This is a genomic window from Gallionella capsiferriformans ES-2, from assembly GCF_000145255.1.
GTDB classification, from domain to species: Bacteria; Pseudomonadota; Gammaproteobacteria; order Burkholderiales; family Gallionellaceae; genus Gallionella; species Gallionella capsiferriformans.
The window spans coordinates 3,091,368-3,108,597 of sequence record NC_014394.1 but is presented as its reverse complement, the minus strand read 5'-3'; the positions used below and the strand labels follow the sequence as shown (position 1 = coordinate 3,108,597).

Sequence of the window (17,230 nt, the reverse complement as noted above, 5' to 3'; positions counted from 1 at the left end):
CCGAATCAGGCGTCGAACGCATTTTTCAGCCATTGAACATGGTGGCCGTCGCGGTCATCAATGAGCAGCGCATCAAAGCGACAGGGCGGCATGTGGTGCAGCTGCGCCAGATAATGCTGTGCGGTGCGGATCAGCTTCTGTTGTTTGCGGGCATCGATGCTGGCAGCAGCGCCTCCGTAATCCGCCCGGCTGCGCTGCCTGACTTCGACGAAAACCAATACGCTGCCGTCCTGCATGATCAAATCGATCTCGCCAAAACGGCTGCGATAGTTATGCGCGACCAGCTGCAATCCCTGGCGCTGCAAAAATTCCGCAGCCAGCTTTTCCGCATCTGGCCCCTTCACGGTTTGAAGGTCACCGGGGCTTCCACAGACGAAGCATTTTTGAACTGATCCGGAAAGAGTTGCGCCGATTGAATCAGCGGTGCATCCGCCGCTTGTGCGTGCCCCTGATAAAACAGGGACGGTAGGGCTGTACGGGTAAAGGTTTGTCCATTCAGGTGTATCTGACCTGTCACCCCGTCGAGCGCCTGTTTTGCGCGGTTTGCGATCAGATTGTTTATCAATCGCCACGCGTCTATTCCCAGCGCGTAGAGTCGTTCCTGATCAGTGGTGAGTGGCGGATAGGCGCGCGGGAAAGCCGCCACGACGGGCAGGTCGGTTTGCATCAGCCAGGGCATGTCGACAAAACGAATGCCGTCAAAATCGAAGTTGAGCAGGGTGTCTTTGTTGCCGCTGAACAGTTGCGAAGTCGCGTAGGCGGCTAGATTGTTCGGCAGGTAGGGGCGTATGGTGCGCGATTTTTCGATATCGGTCGCAAAAAAGGCCATCGTCGAAGGGTCGGCTGCGATATCGGCAAACACCATGGTGTCGCCGGTGTATTCGATTTCGCGCAAAATCGCTCCGCCCGATGCGGTCCATTCTGCTTCGAAGGCAAATTGCAGGCGGCGGGCCAGCGGATCATTGGCCGTGACGATGATCGCCTGTTGCTTCCCTTGTTTTTTCGCTAACAGCGCTATCTGCCGCGCTTCAGCTTCAATTGCCAGCCCGAAAAAATACAGCTGGGGCGGTGCCGGGGTGTCGATGATGTTCAACGCAAGGGTGGGAACGGGAAGTGTTTTTTCGTCCGCCAGCTGGCGTATGCCGTTACGGGTCAGGGGGCCGATCACGGCAACTGCACCGCTGGCAACCGCGATTTTGTAGGCTGCAACGACGCTGCGTGTTTCGTCGTAATTGCTGTAGGCGCGCACTGGCAACGCTGAGTTTTGCACGGCCGCCAATATGCCCTGCTGCACGGTGCGGGCCGCAGAGCCTAAGCCCGGCGCATCCAAGGGCAGCAGTAAAGCGATATGCGGCACGGGCGATTGAACAGTCTCGGCGGTGGCGCTGGTAAATCCGCTCACGTATAGTGCGAGCAGGGCACAAAACCACCGGAGAGGAAAAATACGTTGCATATCGAACATCCGCAAAAGTTAGAACCCGCATTATATGTAGTTGCCACCCCGATAGGGAATTTGCGCGACATTACCCTGCGCGCACTCGACGTGCTGGCGGGGGCCGATGTCGTTGCCGCTGAGGACACGCGCAACACCTCTCATCTATTGAAGCATCATGGCATTCATGCAAAACAACTGATCGCGGTGCATCAGCACAATGAACGCGGTGCGGCAGAAAAGATGGTCGCCTCGATTCAGTCCGGACAGAGCATCGCGTTTGTCAGCGATGCAGGCACACCGGCGGTCAGCGATCCAGGCGCGTTATTGGTGAAAGCGGTGCTGGCCGCCGGCCTGCGGGTGATTCCGATTCCCGGGCCGAGCGCGGTAGTGGCCGCGTTATCCGCATCCGGCCTTGCGGCAGCGCATTTTCTGTTTTACGGCTTTTTGCCCAACAAGTCGGCTGCGCGCCGCGCGGTGATGCAGGGGCTGATCAGTCATCCCTATACGCTGGTGTTTTATGAAGCGCCGCACCGCATTGTCGAATGTGTCGCCGATTTGCAGGCGGTGTTGGGCGGTGAGCGGCAAATCGTGCTGGCGCGCGAAGTCACCAAACTGTTTGAGACGATCAAGACTTGCAAGTTATCTGACGCCGAAAGCTGGCTGTTGTCGGATGCCAACCAGCAGCGCGGTGAATTTGTCGTGCTGGTCTCTGCCGCACAGCCGCAAGAAGGTTTGTCAGCCGAAACGCTGAGCACCTTGTCCCTGCTGCTGGAAGAATTGCCGCTCAAGCAGGCCGTGCAACTGGCAACCAAAATTACCGGCGCCAATCGCAGCGAGTTGTATCAGCTGGCGCTGGAGATGAAAGACGCGGGCTAAGCTATGCTGCCGCCGCTGATTAGTGCGCTGCTTGTCGATGCGGCCTGTTACGATCATCCGGTTAAAAAGCTGGCGCTGATCGAGACGCATATTTCCTGGGTCGTGTTGACGGGGGATTATGCTTACAAAATTAAAAAGCCCGTCAATTTGGGTTTCCTTGATTTTTCCACGCTGGCACAACGCCGGCAGGATTGCCTTGATGAATTGCGTCTGAACCGCAGGCTGGCGGCGGATTATTATCTGGCTGTGGTGGCGATCAACGGTGGCGCGACGCCCCGCATCAATGGATCGGGCGAGGCCATCGAATACGCGGTGAAGATGCGGCAGTTTCCGAGTGATGCAACGCTGGATAAATTGGCAGAACGCGGCGAGTTAGGGCAACAGCCGATCGATGCGCTGGCAGCCCGTCTGGCGCAATTTCACTCGGTTGAATGTGATCGCGCCGCTGCCGGCAGTCCGTGGGGCGAGCCGGAAGAAATAGCTAGGCCGGTGGATGAAAATTTTAAAGTCTTGGCGGCCAGATTGGACGATCCTGCGGCCATTCAGCGTCTGTCGGTATTGCAGGTTTGGTGCGCGACTGAGCATGGGCGTCTTACTCCCTTGATGAGGGAGCGCAAGAAAAACGGCTGGGTGCGGGAGTGTCACGGCGATCTGCATCTGGCTAATCTGGCCTGGGTGGACGGCCAACTGGTGATTTTCGATTGTCTGGAATTTAGTCCGGCATTGCGCTGGCTGGATGTCATCTCTGAGGTGGCTTTTTGCTACATGGATTTGCTGCACCGCAAGCTGCCTGCGCTGGCTGCGCGCTTTCTCAATGGCTGGTTAGAAGCGGTTGGTGACTATCAGGGGGTGGCGCTGCTGCGCTATTACGCGGTTTACCGTGCGCTGGTACGCGCTAAAGTGGCTGCGCTACGCATGGATCAAGGCTGCTTTGCCAGTCGTACTGAGATGAACGATTGCCTGCATTTAGCCGAACAGCTTTCCCTACTCCCCAATCACCTGTCGCTGACGATTACCCATGGATATTCGGGTTCCGGCAAAACCACCTATTCGCAACGTTGGCTTGAGCGGTACGGCATGATACGGCTGCGTTCCGATGTCGAGCGCAAGCGGCAGGCGGGCCTGCGGGCGCTGGACAAGAGCGGTGCCGGATTGTACAGCCGGGAATCGAGCCTGGCTACTTACCACCATCTGGCGACACTGGCTGAAGGGTTGCTTGCAGCTGGCTGGCCTGTGATTGTCGATGCCGCCTTTCTCAAGCGCGATCAGCGCGACCTGTTCCGCGATCTGGCTGCGGGCTGCGCCGTGCCGTTTCAGATTCTGGATTGTCAGGCGGACCCTGCCATTCTGCGTGAGAGGATCAGGCAGCGCGCCGCAGAAGGTCTTGATGCGTCGGAGGCTGATTTATGCGTGCTGCAATATCAGATGGATACCGCGCAGCCGCTGGGTGTGGACGAGTTGGCTGCCGTGCTGAAGCCATTGCAGGCAGGTTAAGCTATTTAGCGAGACTCGCTTCAGCTTGGCCGCTTGCAAAAGTGTCGCTGATCTCAAAAACATAATTTTCTCCCGCCGAATTGATGGTCAGCTTCATCGGGAAACTAAGGCTGCTGCTGCTGTGATACATGAGCTCACCGATTTCGATCCCGTTGGGGGGGATGGTAAATTTATTTTTCAGCCAGTACGAATTGGCCCAGCTTATTCTTTCATTGACGGTGTTGCGGCTGGTTGTGCCTGCGGAAGCGTTCATGCGCGCAGTCAGTTTTAAAAAACCATTTTTAGTATAAGGCTGGATAACGCGCCCCTTATGATCTGTGAGGCGGATTTTCGGTTGTATGCGAACTGCTTTGTCTTTCATATTTCTGAAAACCATCGACACCTGTATCAGATGGCCGGTTTTTTCAGTGATGAATTTCATGCTGTAGCTGACGAATAACTTGTTTTTCTCGATGCTGTCCTGAGGCGTCATCATGCGCTGCTTCTGAAAGGCGCTTTGCGCCGCTGATTGCTGTGCGCTGGCTTCACTTGGCTGTTCTGGCGTCGTGTGTGCCGCCTGTTGTGTTTGCGGGAGCGAGGCAGGTTTAGTGGCGCAAGCGGACAGCAGCAAGGCTAACAGGGTCATTGCGGCTAAATATATGGTGCTTTGAGTCGTGGTTCTTTTAATCACTTGGCAGCTTCCCTGAATCTCAACAGCGCGCATTGTAAAAGCAATGCGACATATTACGTTTAATTTTTTGCGACGGGCTGGTTTGAATTCGGTTACCCGATCATTTTACTTTACTTTCAAACAAGCGTTTGATATGTTGCGAACTTCGAATTTACCTATTCGTTATCACGGACGCCGGATAACGCGTTACTTTCTCATCATGGGACACACATGAACTCATCTTTCAAACCCTTTGCTCCTGCACTTTTGTTAATGACTTTGCTGGCGGGGTGCGGTGATAAACCGGCTGCCGGACCTGGAGCCGCGATGCCGCCCCCTGAGGTCGATGTGATTACCGTCGGGCGTGGGAATGTGACCCTCACGCAGGATTTGCCGGGGCGCTTGCAGGCTTACCGCACAGCACAAGTGCGGGCGCGGGTTGAGGGCGTGATCGAAAAACGCTTGTTTGTTGAAGGTAGCGATGTGCGTGCCGGTGCGCCGTTGTTCCAGATTGATGCGCATACCTATAAGGCAACCGCAGCATCAGCCGAGGCCGATGTTGCCATCGCGCGACAAACGGTCGAACGCTACAAGCCTTTGTTGCCCGTGAAGGCCGTCAGTCAGCAGGAGTACGATTTGGCGGTCGCCCGTGTTAAACAGACTGAGGCGGTGCTTGCCCGTGCCCAGGAAGATTTGGCGAACGCCCGTGTGCCTGCGGCGATATCCGGGCACATAGGCCGTGCTCTGGTGAGCGAAGGCACGCTGGTCGGTAAGGGGGAGGCTACCTTGCTTGCCACCATCGAGCAGATTGATCCGATTTATGTCAATTTCACTCAACCGGGTGCTGACCTGTTGCGTTTGCGCCAAGCGATCAGGAGCGGCAAGTATAAACATGCCGAATCCGCGCGCGTCGAACTAATTCTCGAAGACGGTACCGTATATCCTAATACGGGGAAAATTTTCTTCACCGATATGGCGGTTGATCCGACAACCGGTTCCGTCTCCTTACGTGCTGAGTTTGCCAACCCGCAGCATGACCTGCTGCCCGGGATGTTCGCGCGCATCCGTTTCCCTGAGGCCATACAGGATAATGCGATACGCGTACCGCAGCGTGCCGTGCAATCAGGTCCGCAGGGGCAGTTTGTGATGATCGTGGGCGAAGAGTCCAAGGCGGTGCCCGTTCCTGTTAAGACGGGCGGCATGGCGGGTGGCGATTTTGTGATCGCTGACGGATTGAAGGGCGGCGAGCAGCTCATCGTGAATGGCCTACAAAAAGCGCGTCCCGGTACGGTCGTGAAAGCCGTGCCTTGGGATAAATCCGCACCGCTGATCGCGGGCAAGCCGGCAGAACCTAGTGCAAAACCTGCTGCAAAGGCTGATCATGTTCGCTAAATTTTTTATCGACCGGCCCATTTTTGCGTGGGTCATCGCGCTGATTATCCTGTTGGGCGGCGCGCTGGCATTGAAGAATCTGCCGATTTCCCAGTATCCGTCGGTGGCGCCCCCCGCGTTGACGATCACTGTTAATTATCCGGGTGCCTCGGCGCAGGTGATCGAGGAGACGGCGGTCGCATTGCTCGAACAGGAGATGAACGGCATTGAGCATCTGCTGTATATGGAGTCGGCCTCTGAACTTGGCACCGGCAGCATTACGCTGACCTTTGAAGCGGGATCAAATTTGGATCTGGCCTCGGTTGAGGCGCAAAACCGCATCAAGCGTGCCGAGGCGCGATTGCCTGAAGATGTTCGCCGCTTAGGGATCGTTGTGACCAAAACGGCGCGAAATTTTGTGATGTTTGTCGCGCTGTTCTCGCCCGATAAGTCGCTCGACAATGTCGCGCTAGGCAGTTATGCGACATCGAGCGTGATCGACAGTCTGCGCCGTGTACCGGGGGTCGGCGAGGTGTTGATGTTTGGTACCGAATATTCAATGCGGTTGTGGCTCAAACCGGAACGGTTGCAGCATTTTAATTTGTCTCCGGCGGATGTGTCCGCTGCGGTGCGGGCACAGAATTCACAGCTGGCAACGGGTGAACTGGGGCAGTTGCCTTCCGCGCCCGACCAGGAACTCAATGCGGTCATCGTCACCCGCAGCCGGTTATCTACACCGGAAGAGTTCGGCAACATCATCGTACGGACTAATCCGGATGGTTCCACCTTGCGCGTGAAAGATGTGGCGCGCGTCGAGTTGGGTGCACAGGACTATTCGCGTACCGCCCGCATCGATGGCAACCCGACAGCCGCCATCGCGATTCGTTTGTCGCCGGGCGCCAATGCCCTCGATACGGTGAAGGCGGTCAATGTAAAAATGACTGAATTGGCCAAGTTTTTCCCTAAATCCATCGACTGGGTGGTGCCTTATGACACCTCAAAATTCATCGATGTCTCCATCGGTGAGGTATTGAAGAGTCTGGCTGAGGCGCTGGTGCTGGTGGTGCTGGTGATGTACCTGTTCTTGGAAAACTGGCGCGCGACGCTGATCCCGACTATCGTGATTCCCATTGCGCTAGTCGGTGCCTTGGTCGGACTGTATCTGCTGGGCTATTCCATCAACGTACTGACCCTGTTCGCGATGGTACTGGCGATCGGTATTGTGGTGGACGATGCCATCGTGGTGGTGGAGAACGTCGAGCGCATCATGACCACCGAGGGGCTGTCGCCGAGGGCGGCTACCCGTAAAGCCATGGATCAGATCGTCGGTGCAATTATTGCAATCACGCTGGTGCTGATGGCGGTGTTCATTCCGATGGCCTTTTTTCCCGGTTCGACCGGTGCGATTTACCGCCAGTTTTCCGTGACGCTGGTGCTGACGATGATGTTCTCGGCGCTGATGGCGCTGACTTTGACGCCTGCGCTGTGCGCTACCTTGCTCAAACATGAGCCGGGCCGCGAGATGATGCCGAGCCGCGGATTTTTCGGCTGGTTCAACCGCTTTTTTGCGCGCACGACACAGGGCTATACCGCTAACGTTAGTAAAAACATCAGGAAGACCTCGCGTTATCTGCTGGTCTATGCGGTGGTATTGATCGCGATGGGCTGGTTGTTTACCAAGCTGCCGGGCAGTTTTCTGCCCGAAGAAGATCAGGGGTATTTTATCAACATGGTTCAGTTGCCATCGGGTGCGACTCAGGCGCGTACGCTGGACGTGTTGAGTCAGGTCGAACAGTTCTATGTCAAACAGCCTGAAGTTGAGCACGTGATCGGCGTTGCAGGGTTTTCATTTTTTGGACGCGGACAGAACGCGGCGCTGGTGTTTGTCAGGCTGAAGAGCTGGGATGAACGTCCCGATGCGGCCAGTGCTGCACCGGCGATGGTCAAAAAAGCCAATATGCTGTTCTTCCGCATCAAGCAGGCGATGATCTTTGCGATCAACCCGCCGCCTATCCCTGAATTGGCGGCCGTCGGCGGTTTCGACTTCCGTTTGCAGGACAGGGGGGGGGTGGGGCGCGAAAAGCTGCTTGAGGCGCGCAATATGGCGCTAGGTCTGGCCATGCAAAATCCGGTGCTGGCCGGGGTGCGTCCTGAAGGTCAGGAAGCCGGTCCTCAGTTGCTGATCGATGTCGACCGGGTCAAAGCGGAAAGCATGGGTGTGTCGATCGCCAGCCTGAACGAGACCTTGCAATCGGCGTTAGGCGTCGCCTATATCAATGACTTCGTGCGGCAGGGGCGGATTTTGCGTGTGCAGATGCAGGCCGATGCCGATATGCGGCGTACCCCCGCAGACATCATGAAGCTCACGGTGCGCAACAACAAGGGTGCGATGGTGCCTTTGTCGGAACTTGCGACCCCCCGATGGATCGCAGGTTCGCCTAAACTGGATCGTTATAACGGACAGCCTGCGATGAAGATTTCCGGCGGCCCGGCACCGGGCAGGAGTTCGGGCGAAGCGGTGGCCGCAATGGAAGAGGTTGCTAAAAAACTGCCGCCGGGCTTTGGTTTTGAGTGGTCAGGCACCTCGTTTGAAGAGCGGCAATCCGGTGCGCAGGCGCCGCTATTGTTCGGTATCTCGCTGATTGTGGTGTTCTTGTGTCTGGCCGCACTGTATGAGAGCTGGTCGATTCCGTTCGCAGTGCTGCTGGTTGTGCCGCTGGGCGTGTTTGGCGCGGTGCTGGCCGTCACACTGCGCGGACTGCCGAACGATGTGTATTTCAAGGTGGGTCTGATTGCGATTATCGGCCTGTCTTCGAAAAATGCCATCTTGATCATCGAATTCGCTCGTAAATTGCAGGACGATGGCATGAGCCTGATCGATGCGACGTTAGAGGCCTGCCGTCTGCGTTTTAGGCCGATTCTGATGACATCGATTGCCTTTATCGTCGGCGTATTGCCGTTGGCTATTTCAACCGGTGCGGGTGCGCAGAGTCGTCATGCGATCGGCACGGGTGTGATGGGTGGAATGATTGCAGCGACCTTGCTTGCGGTGTTTTTGGTGCCGGTATTTTTTGTCGTGGTGCGCAAAATTTTCCCCGGGCACACGCGCAAACATATTGAGGGCGAGGAGAATCATCATGATTAAAAATTCAGCGCTTATCGTCATGCTGGCCGCATTGTCGGGCTGTTCACTGGCGCCAACTTATCAGCGTCCCGCAGCCCCTTTGCCTGCCGCGTGGCCCGTGTCTGCCGCCGTAAAGCCCGGTGCGGCAAGCCATATGCCGGATTGGCAGACCTATTTCACCGATCCTCGCCTGCAGGCGCTGATATCGGCGTCGCTGGAACACAACCGTGACTTGCGTATCGCCACGGCACGCATCAGTGAAGCGCGGGCGCAATACGGCATTGTGCAGGCGGATCGCTTGCCGAACGTGAGTCTGGGGGCGCAGCGCGCAGCGTCCCTTTCACCTGCGAACACCTCGTTCACCGGCAATCCATTTCGTGTACAACGTTATGATGTCAGTGCAAACCTGGTGTCTTTTGAAATCGATTTCTGGGGACGGGTTGCGAGTCTTAATGAGGCCGCCCGTGCCAGCTTTCTGGCGACCGAGGCTGCACAGCGCGCGTTTCGCCTGTCGTTGATTTCCGATGTGGCGAATGCCTATTTGACGGTGCTGGAATTAAATGAACGGTCTGCTCTGGCTCAGGCGACGGCGACAGGACGCAGCGATATGGTGAGCCTGATCAGGCAGCGTCGTGATGTCGGGATTGCCGGCGATTTGGATGTGTTGCAGGCGGAGGGGAGTTATCAGGCGGCCCTGGCTGATCAGGCAAATCTGCAGCGACAATTGGCGGCTGCGGAAAATTTGCTTGACTCGCTGGTGGGAAAAACGCCCGCACAGTTACCGGCAGGTCGCAGCCTCGCATTGCAGGCTATTCCGGCGGATTGGATTGCAGATGTACCCAGCGAAGTGTTATTGCAGCGTCCTGATGTGATTGCCGCTGAGCAGCGTCTGATTGCATCGAATGCCAGCATTGGGGCGGCGCGTGCCGCCTTTTTGCCGCGTATCAGCCTGACGGGCGCTTTGGGCACGGCCAGTCGTCAGTTAGGCGGCCTGTTTGGTGCGGGCAGCCAGGCGTGGAGTTTTCAGCCGGCGCTCACCTTGCCTTTGTTCGATGCGGGGCGCAATTCGGCCAATCTTGATGTGAGCCGGGCGCGCAATGTGATTGCGGTTGCTGAATATGAAAAAACCATCCAGCAGGCGTTTCGCGAAGTAGCCGATTTGCTCAGTGCGCGCGACAGTCTGACCCGTCAGCTAAGCGCGCAGCAGGCGAATTCGTATACCCAGCAGCAGCGCTTAAAGCTGGTTGATGTCCGCTACAGGGCGGGGATTGCCAATCATTTGGAGTTGCTCGATGCCGAGCGTGATGCCTATGCCGCAGAGCAGGGCGAATTGCAGGTGCGGCGTGCGCAACTGACAGCGTTCACTCAATTATATAAAGCGCTTGCCGGCGACACGAAGGTTAACTGATGACGGCGCCCTCAGCCTCTGATCAGACCCGCGGCCGTTTGCTGGATGCCGCGCGCGAGGTGTTTTCGCAATGCGGTTTTCAAGGCGCAACGGTACGGGAAATTTGCCGTCGCGCGGATGCTAACGTGGCCGCCGTGAATTATCACTTTGGCAGCAAGGATGGCCTGCTGGCCGAAGCGTTGAATTTTTCTGCGCTCAAGGCGCTGCAGTCGGCCAATATTGCGGCTGACCGGTGTCCTGAGATGCGCATGAGATTGTTTATCAAGTCTTTTATGTTGCTGCTGCTCGATGAAAACGGTGCGTCACGTCAATGTCAGATGATGGCACGCGAGATGGCTGATCCGACCCCTGCGCTGGACAAGATTGTTTCCGAAGCGATTGCTCCGTTACACGAATTTCTGGCCAGATTGATCAGTGAAATTATTGGGGGGGATGCGGATGAGGCCGAGGTGCGCCGCTGTGTGTACAGTCTGATCGGTCAGTGTGTGTTTTATCGCAACTCGCATCCGGTGTTGCAGCGTCTGCGCCCGGAATTGCGCTATGACAGGCAGGAAATTGAGTCCATCGCAGCGCATATCGCCGATTTTACCCTGGCAGCCTTGCGAATCAAAAGGCTGGCATGAAACGTGTCAGTTGTAGAACAGCTCTAATCGGTAGCCTAATGGCTTGAGGTCGGCGGTATTCAAATTCAGCCGGACACTGACTTCATGGCTGGCGGGAAATCCGGCAAGTTTATTTTCAGTTGCGGGCAAATAATCGGCCGGCATTAGTAAACGGCGTGCCAGCGTTTTGTCCTGATTGTCATTGAGCGTCAAAGCCAGCACGGGGAATTCCAGTGCGTAACTTGCTCGGTTGCGCAGCAAGGCACTCAAGGTGATGATATTTTCGTGTTCGGGATCCGCTTCCAGGCCTGATGACTCGATACTGATCGACTCGGCATGGCGCGGTAGCGACACCTGACAGCCCAGCAAGTCGCAGTATCCTACCAGTACAGGTTTCAATGCAGGCAGGTTTGATGCGATTCCGATGCGGAAAAAATAGGCCGCTTGCGCTATCAACAGTACAGCGAGCAGGCAACTGCCGGCTATCCAAGTCCAACGCGGTTGTTTAGGGGGTAATGTTGCCGAGTCTTGCTCGGCGTCTATTTCCGTTAACGTTAAGCTCGCGGGTGCGGCGTCCGGTATGACAGATTCATTGGGCGGAGAGGACGTCTCAGCCATCTGACTGAAATCAAGGCTATCAACGCTTTCTGTTTTTAGAAAAAATTTGATATCAGTTTTGTCATGGGGGATAGGTTCAATCTCTAAGGAAACCGCCGGCATGACAATTTCTGACGCCAGTTCCTCCGGTTCAATTTTTTCGGGATCGAGATTTTCAGGATCGAGAAGAGGAGGAAGCTCTAGCGGGGGTTCGACGCCCTCTTCAACGGCCGGTTCAACGGGTAAACCATCGGGCAAGTCAGCATTGACGGTCAGCTCATCTGGCGTGGCCGGTGCGGCGATAAAGTCCGGTCTGGCATCGAATGCCTTTAAGCAGCTGCCGCAGCGCACCATGCCATGATGCGCGTTGAGCTGAGCTTCGACAATTTTGAAGCGCGTCTCGCAATGCGGGCAGCGTGTTGTGCCGTTCATTCGTCCTCAGCGTTTTCGGCCGGACAGGCATGACCAGCCGTCTTCGAATACCGGCGTATTGAGGTCAAACCACTGTTGATAAATAGCCATTACATCCTGAGCCTGCGCCTCGAGGATGCCCGAGAGCACAATCTGCCCGCCGGTGCGCGTAGCACCCGCCAGTAAGGGTGCCAGCAGGCGTAGCGGGTTGGTCAGAATATTGGCGACCACGAGGTCGTATTGACCTCCAGGCGCCTGATTGGGCAGATAAAACGCGACTTCATGAACGTCATTGGCCGTGGCATTGTCGCGGCTGGCGGTGACGGCCTGCGCATCGACATCGACCCCAACGGCATGGGCTGCGCCCAGCTTGATGGCGGCAATTGCCAGGATTCCCGAACCGCAACCGTAATCGAGCACTCGTTCGCCGCCTTGCAAATGGCTGTCTAGCCAGCGCAGACAAAGACGCGTGGTGGGATGGCTGCCCGTGCCAAATGCCAAGCCCGGATCGAGCACGATATTGATCGCATCAGGATCTGCTGCGGTGTGCCAGGTCGGCACGATCCACAATCTGTTCGAGATCGGGATGGGCTCAAATTGCGACTGGGTCAGACGCACCCAGTCATTGTCGGCGAGTGTTTCAATGCGGTGTTCAGGTAGGCCGGTCAAGCCCACTATTTGTGCCGCCGTGCTAAGGATGCCCGCGACATCCGCATCTGCGTCAAACAAAGCGCTGACGCGGTTATGTTGCCAGACACCGGGTGGCGGTTCGCCGGGTTCTCCGAAGATGGCCTGTTCGTCCGGGGTGTCGGCATCGGCATCGAGTAAATCTACCGACAAGGCGCCGTGTTCGAGTAAAGCATCGCTCAGGGCTTCGGCGTATTTTGCGTCCGTATCGACGATCAGGGTGAGCCAGGCCATTACTTGTCCTTGTTGCGTTCAGCCAGACGCTCTTCCAGATAGTGAATGCTGGTGCCGCCGCCCATGAATGCTGCATCAAGCAGCAGGTCGCGATGCAACGCGATATTGGTTTCAATTCCTTCTACGGCCATTTCCGACAATGCGGTGCGCATCCGCGCCATTGCCTGATCGCGGGTATCGCCATAGGCGATCACTTTGCCGATCATCGAGTCGTAATGCGGCGGCACGTAGTAATTGTTGTAGGCATGCGAATCAACCCGGATGCCGGGGCCGCCTGGCGCGTGCCATGACGTGATGCGACCGGGGGAGGGGGTAAATTTATAGGGATGCTCCGCATTGATACGGCATTCGATAGCATGTCCTTTAAATTGAATATCGCGCTGACGGAAAGGCAGTTTTTCGCCTGCTGCAATGCGGATTTGCTGCTGCACAATGTCGATGCCGGTAATCATTTCGGTGACCGGATGTTCGACCTGCACGCGCGTGTTCATCTCGATAAAGAAGAATTCACCGTTTTCATAGAGAAACTCGAACGTACCCGCACCGCGATAACCGATTTTCCGGCACGCTTCAGCGCAGCGTTCGCCTATCTTGTTGCGCAGACGAGGATTGAGCAGTGGTGCCGGCGCTTCTTCCATGACCTTCTGGTTGCGGCGTTGCATCGAGCAATCGCGCTCACCCAGATACACGGCATTGCCATGCTGATCGGCCAGCACCTGAAACTCGATGTGGCGCGGATTTTCCAGGTACTTTTCCATGTACACGGTCGGATTGTTAAAGGCGGCTTGCGCTTCTGCGCGGGTCATGGTGACCGCGCCTAACAGTGCCGCTTCCGTGTGCACCACGCGCATGCCGCGTCCGCCACCACCACCGGAGGCTTTGATGATCACCGGATAGCCGATGCTGCGCGCGATCTTGATGATTTCGGCAGGGTTTTCAGGCAGTGCACCTTCTACACCTGGAACGCAAGGCACGCCCGCTTTTTTCATCGCGATTTTCGCGCTGACTTTATCGCCCATCAGGCGGATTGTTTCTGCACGCGGGCCGATGAAAACGAAGCCGCACTTTTCCACGCGTTCAGAAAAATCGGCATTTTCGGAAAGGAATCCGTAGCCCGGATGTATGGCCTGTGCATCGGTGACTTCCGCCGCGCTGATGATGGCCGGGATATTCAAGTAGCTCAGGTTGGAAGGCGCAGGGCCTATGCAGACAGATTCGTCGGCCAGTTTGACGTACTTGGCATCCGCATCCGCTTCGGAGTGCACGACAACCGTTTTAATGCCCATTTCGCGACAGGCGCGCTGGATACGCAAGGCGATTTCACCGCGGTTAGCGATCAGTATTTTTTCAAACATTTTTTATCTCCGCGATGAAATCGCCTTTTCGGCCTACGGCCGCCATGCAATTTGCCTGCGCCGCTGCGTTGCCTGATGGCAACTGGTCACTGCGATTAGCGATCAGTATTTTCTCAAACATGTGATATCTCCGAATTTTATTGGAGTGTCCTGACGCGTCACCGCTTGTGTAGCGGCGCACGTCCTGGCGGCTTTAGCCGATAACGAACAATGGCTGACCAAACTCAACAGGCTGACCGTTTTCAACAAGGATCGCCTTGATCACACCGGTGTGGTCTGCATCGATTTCGTTAAGCAGCTTCATCGCTTCAATGATGCATAAGGTATCGCCTGCATTGACATTCTGTCCTACATCGACGAATTGCTTGGAGCCGGGAGAAGGGGAGCGATAGAAAGTACCGACCATCGGGGATTTAACGACGTGTCCTTCGGCGACCGCCGGTGCATCAGGCACGGTTGCGACCGCTGCGATTGGCGCTACTGCTACGGGCGCTGCCATATAGTGTTGCTGCTGCGGGGCCGGTGCGAACAATTGCTGTCCGGCAGCGACGGTGCGCGTGATACGTACGCGCTCTTCGCCTTCGCTGATTTCCAGTTCGGCAATGCCGGATGCTTCAACGAGTTCAATCAGAGTCTTGAGTTTGCGTAAATCCATAATATCCTCCTGGCTTAGTTTTTATAATTCAGTGCGTATTGCACGGCGTATTCATATCCTGTTGCACCGAGACCACAAATCACGCCCACCGCGAGATCGGAAAAGAACGATTCACGGCGAAAGGCTTCTCTCGCATGCACGTTGGACAAGTGTATTTCAATAAAGGGGATGGCGACGGCAGCCAGCGCATCGCGCAAGGCGACGCTGGTATGTGTGAATGCGGCCGGGTTGATGACAATAAATTCGGTGCCATCGCTTCTTGCCTGATGGATGCGGTCGATCAGCGTTGCTTCCGAGTTGCTTTGCATACACGATAATTTTCCGCCATTTTCCGCGGCAAATGCGATTAAACCTGCGTTAATTTCATCTAACGTAGTGTTACCGTAAACCTCAGGTTCACGGCTGCCGAGCAGATTCAAGTTCGGGCCATGTAGTACTAAAATAGCTTTCATAGTTACAGTTTGCCGTAAATTCAGGTGAATTGTCTATATTTTTTACACAAATGAGCAAAAAAGCCTAAAGTCCGACGCTTTGCAATGTGCTGATAAATTGCGCGGCATCCTGATAACCGACTAGGCGAAAATCAGTCATTTCTTGTCTATTTTTATCGAAAAACAGGATGCCGGGAGGGCCATACAGGCCAAATTTTTTCAATAAATCTTTGTGTGCCTGATTGTTTTCGGTTACGTCTGCTTGCAGCACAATGGCTGATTTGAGTTTGGCCTGTATTTTCGGGTCAGAAAAGGTAAATCGCTCCATCTCTTTACAAGATACGCACCAATCCGCATAAAAATCGAGCATGACGATTTTGCCATCAGCCTGTTTTAGTCGTGCATCCAGCTCGGAGAGACTTTTGATACGCGAGAAGGTCAGCGTCGTTTGGGTATCTGCTTTACACACAGCGCAAACGGCATCCAGTGGCCTGAGCACATCGCGTGCGCCGGACAAGGCGCCGATCAGGTAGGCCGCACCGAGCAATAATGAGAGTAGGCCGAGTCCTTTGATGAGTTTCTGGCCGCCGTGTGCATTAGTCGGCAAGCGCTCCAGTACGCGTAAATAGCTGGCTGATAACACCAGGAGCACGCCCCAAAGCAGCATTTGAACCGGGACGGGCAGCAGGGGCTGGATAATCCAGATCGCCAGTGCTAGTAGTAAAACACCGAAAATGCGCTTTACGCTATCCATCCATGCACCGGCTTTCGGTAAAAGTGCGCCTGCCGAGGTTCCTATCGCTAATAGGGGGGCGCCCATGCCCATTGCCAGCGCAAACAACGCAACACCGCCCAGCACCGCATCGTGAGTTTGTCCGATATACAGCAAGGCGCCCGCCAGCGGTGCCGCGACACAGGGGCCCATGATGACGGCGGAGAGTGCACCCATCACAAATACGCCGGACAGATGGCCGCCATGCAGCCGGTTGCTGGTGTCGGACAGTTTGCTTTGCCATGCGCTGGGCAATTGCAACTCATAAAAACCGAACATGGAGAGCGATAACAGTACAAATATTGCCGCGAAGCTGCCCAGCACCCACGGCGTTTGCAGTGCATTCGAAATCAGGTCGCCGGAGAGGCCCGCTGCGATACCGGCTGCCGCATAGGTGAGGGCCATGCCGAGTACATAAGCGAGCGACAGAATAAATGCGTGGGTTTTGGTGATCTTGTGGCCGCGCCCGACGATGATGCCGGACAAAATGGGTATCATCGGAAATACGCAGGGGGTGAGCGCGAGCAATAATCCTGCACCGAAGAAAAACGACACAATCAGCCAGAAGCTGCCCTGTTTGAACAAACCGGCAATTTTGGCATTTTCGTTTTGCGGAGTAACATTTTCGTTGTCCGTTGGTTTGTTTGCGTCCGCCGTATTGATACCGAATGCACCCGCATCCGTTAAGTCGATTTCCAGTACCTTGTCTTGGCTTGGATAGCACAGCCCCTGTTCGCTGCAGCCTTGATACGAGGCATTGAGCGTCAGGTGCGTGGCGGAGGGGTTGTCCAGTTCGATTTCAGCCTGAAAGGGCCGGTGGAAAACACGCGTCTCACCGAAATTCGGGTCGTGCTTGAGTTCTCCTTCGGGTAGGGTGAGCGCGGTGATTTTCGGCGATTCTCCGGCTACCGTAAAACTGACCTTGTCCCGGTACAGGTAATATCCGGGGGTGATCTTGAAATTCGCTTGCAGCCTATGTTTGTCGAGCGCGACCAGTTCGAGCCCAAACGCCTGGTCCGGCGGCAAAAAACTGGGTTTGCTGCCAAACGCAGGCAATTTATCCAGCAAATTGTCGGCCAGAGTGACCGGGGTAATGAGACAGAACAACAGCATCAAGACATAACGCATG

Annotated in this window: 16 protein-coding genes; 6 read left to right on the top strand and 10 right to left on the bottom strand. The window is 55.7% G+C overall.

Annotated elements, in window-relative coordinates; all coding sequences use genetic code 11:
• Positions 1-5: 5 nt before the first annotated feature.
• On the bottom strand, positions 6-344 hold the full coding sequence (locus tag GALF_RS14425) for a YraN family protein (RefSeq protein ID WP_013294787.1): 339 nt from the start codon (positions 342-344) through the stop codon (positions 6-8).
• Complete coding sequence (locus GALF_RS14420) at positions 341-1,453, bottom strand: penicillin-binding protein activator (RefSeq protein WP_050752559.1); 1,113 nt, start codon at positions 1,451-1,453, stop codon at positions 341-343. Before GALF_RS14420 ends, GALF_RS14425 begins: the two co-directional genes overlap by 4 nt.
• Between GALF_RS14420 and rsmI the strand changes: the two genes are divergently transcribed.
• Together rsmI and GALF_RS14410 are read left to right on the top strand one after the other, a co-directional pair.
• On the top strand, positions 1,448-2,311 hold the full coding sequence (rsmI, locus tag GALF_RS14415; RefSeq protein WP_013294785.1) for a 16S rRNA (cytidine(1402)-2'-O)-methyltransferase: 864 nt from the start codon (positions 1,448-1,450) through the stop codon (positions 2,309-2,311). The genes GALF_RS14420 and rsmI overlap by 6 nt on opposite strands.
• A 3-nt stretch (positions 2,312-2,314) precedes the next feature.
• Positions 2,315-3,805: a bifunctional aminoglycoside phosphotransferase/ATP-binding protein gene (locus GALF_RS14410; RefSeq protein ID WP_013294784.1), complete on the top strand. Its 1,491-nt coding sequence runs from the start codon at positions 2,315-2,317 to the stop codon at positions 3,803-3,805.
• Position 3,806: 1 nt separating this feature from the next.
• Here GALF_RS14410 and GALF_RS14405 read toward each other — a convergent pair whose 3' ends face one another.
• Positions 3,807-4,475: a hypothetical protein gene (locus tag GALF_RS14405; RefSeq protein ID WP_150102628.1), complete on the bottom strand. Its 669-nt coding sequence runs from the start codon at positions 4,473-4,475 to the stop codon at positions 3,807-3,809.
• 210 nt (positions 4,476-4,685) lie between these two features.
• On the opposite strand from GALF_RS14405, the gene GALF_RS14400 reads away from it, so the two are divergent.
• From GALF_RS14400 to GALF_RS14385, 4 genes are read left to right on the top strand one after another with little or no spacing between them, the layout of a single operon-like run.
• Positions 4,686-5,846 (top strand): efflux RND transporter periplasmic adaptor subunit, encoded by a 1,161-nt coding sequence (locus GALF_RS14400; protein ID WP_013294782.1) that lies wholly within the window; start codon positions 4,686-4,688, stop codon positions 5,844-5,846.
• Positions 5,836-8,970, top strand: coding sequence for an efflux RND transporter permease subunit (locus GALF_RS14395; RefSeq protein ID WP_013294781.1), 3,135 nt, complete (start codon positions 5,836-5,838; stop codon positions 8,968-8,970). Before GALF_RS14400 ends, GALF_RS14395 begins: the two co-directional genes overlap by 11 nt.
• A complete protein-coding gene (locus GALF_RS14390; RefSeq protein WP_013294780.1) occupies positions 8,963-10,357 on the top strand; it encodes an efflux transporter outer membrane subunit in 1,395 nt (464 codons plus the stop codon). The genes GALF_RS14395 and GALF_RS14390 overlap by 8 nt, the downstream gene beginning before the upstream one ends.
• The gene (locus GALF_RS14385; protein WP_013294779.1) at positions 10,357-10,980 is read left to right on the top strand and encodes a CerR family C-terminal domain-containing protein; all 624 of its coding nucleotides are present in this window, start codon (positions 10,357-10,359) and stop codon (positions 10,978-10,980) included. Before GALF_RS14390 ends, GALF_RS14385 begins: the two co-directional genes overlap by 1 nt.
• Before the next feature lie 6 nt (positions 10,981-10,986).
• Here GALF_RS14385 and GALF_RS14380 read toward each other — a convergent pair whose 3' ends face one another.
• The 7 genes from GALF_RS14380 to dsbD all read right to left on the bottom strand — a co-directional run bounded on the left by GALF_RS14380 (position 10,987) and on the right by dsbD (position 17,229).
• On the bottom strand, positions 10,987-11,988 hold the full coding sequence (locus GALF_RS14380; RefSeq protein WP_013294778.1) for a DUF3426 domain-containing protein: 1,002 nt from the start codon (positions 11,986-11,988) through the stop codon (positions 10,987-10,989).
• Between the two features lie 6 nt (positions 11,989-11,994).
• Entirely contained in the window at positions 11,995-12,888 is an 894-nt protein-coding gene (gene prmA, locus GALF_RS14375) for a 50S ribosomal protein L11 methyltransferase (RefSeq protein WP_013294777.1), read from the bottom strand.
• Positions 12,888-14,243 carry an acetyl-CoA carboxylase biotin carboxylase subunit gene (gene accC / locus GALF_RS14370; protein WP_013294776.1) on the bottom strand — a complete coding sequence of 452 codons (1,356 nt, stop codon included), beginning with the start codon at positions 14,241-14,243 and terminating at the stop codon, positions 12,888-12,890. The genes prmA and accC overlap by 1 nt, the downstream gene beginning before the upstream one ends.
• The gene (locus GALF_RS16045; protein WP_013294775.1) at positions 14,236-14,364 is read right to left on the bottom strand and encodes a hypothetical protein; all 129 of its coding nucleotides are present in this window, start codon (positions 14,362-14,364) and stop codon (positions 14,236-14,238) included. The genes accC and GALF_RS16045 overlap by 8 nt, the downstream gene beginning before the upstream one ends.
• Positions 14,365-14,436: 72 nt before the next feature.
• Positions 14,437-14,898 (bottom strand): acetyl-CoA carboxylase biotin carboxyl carrier protein, encoded by a 462-nt coding sequence (gene accB / locus GALF_RS14365; protein ID WP_013294774.1) that lies wholly within the window; start codon positions 14,896-14,898, stop codon positions 14,437-14,439.
• A 14-nt stretch (positions 14,899-14,912) separates the two neighbouring features.
• Complete coding sequence (gene aroQ / locus GALF_RS14360) at positions 14,913-15,350, bottom strand: type II 3-dehydroquinate dehydratase (RefSeq protein WP_013294773.1); 438 nt, start codon at positions 15,348-15,350, stop codon at positions 14,913-14,915.
• Positions 15,351-15,414: 64 nt separating this feature from the next.
• The gene (gene dsbD, locus GALF_RS14355; protein WP_013294772.1) at positions 15,415-17,229 is read right to left on the bottom strand and encodes a protein-disulfide reductase DsbD; all 1,815 of its coding nucleotides are present in this window, start codon (positions 17,227-17,229) and stop codon (positions 15,415-15,417) included.
• Between the last annotated feature and the right edge of the window lies 1 nt (position 17,230).

Coding starts and splice junctions, on each gene's coding strand:
- GALF_RS14420 (WP_050752559.1), bottom strand. CDS start 1,453: ATGCAACGTATTTTTCCTCTCCGGTGGTTTTGTGCCCTGCTCGCACTA.
- GALF_RS14410 (WP_013294784.1), top strand. CDS start 2,315: ATGCTGCCGCCGCTGATTAGTGCGCTGCTTGTCGATGCGGCCTGTTAC.
- GALF_RS14400 (WP_013294782.1), top strand. CDS start 4,686: ATGAACTCATCTTTCAAACCCTTTGCTCCTGCACTTTTGTTAATGACT.
- GALF_RS14395 (WP_013294781.1), top strand. CDS start 5,836: ATGTTCGCTAAATTTTTTATCGACCGGCCCATTTTTGCGTGGGTCATC.
- GALF_RS14390 (WP_013294780.1), top strand. CDS start 8,963: ATGATTAAAAATTCAGCGCTTATCGTCATGCTGGCCGCATTGTCGGGC.
- GALF_RS14385 (WP_013294779.1), top strand. CDS start 10,357: ATGACGGCGCCCTCAGCCTCTGATCAGACCCGCGGCCGTTTGCTGGAT.
- GALF_RS14380 (WP_013294778.1), bottom strand. CDS start 11,988: ATGAACGGCACAACACGCTGCCCGCATTGCGAGACGCGCTTCAAAATT.
- prmA (WP_013294777.1), bottom strand. CDS start 12,888: ATGGCCTGGCTCACCCTGATCGTCGATACGGACGCAAAATACGCCGAA.
- accC (WP_013294776.1), bottom strand. CDS start 14,243: ATGTTTGAAAAAATACTGATCGCTAACCGCGGTGAAATCGCCTTGCGT.
- GALF_RS16045 (WP_013294775.1), bottom strand. CDS start 14,364: ATGTTTGAGAAAATACTGATCGCTAATCGCAGTGACCAGTTGCCATCA.
- accB (WP_013294774.1), bottom strand. CDS start 14,898: ATGGATTTACGCAAACTCAAGACTCTGATTGAACTCGTTGAAGCATCC.
- aroQ (WP_013294773.1), bottom strand. CDS start 15,350: ATGAAAGCTATTTTAGTACTACATGGCCCGAACTTGAATCTGCTCGGC.
- dsbD (WP_013294772.1), bottom strand. CDS start 17,229: ATGCGTTATGTCTTGATGCTGTTGTTCTGTCTCATTACCCCGGTCACT.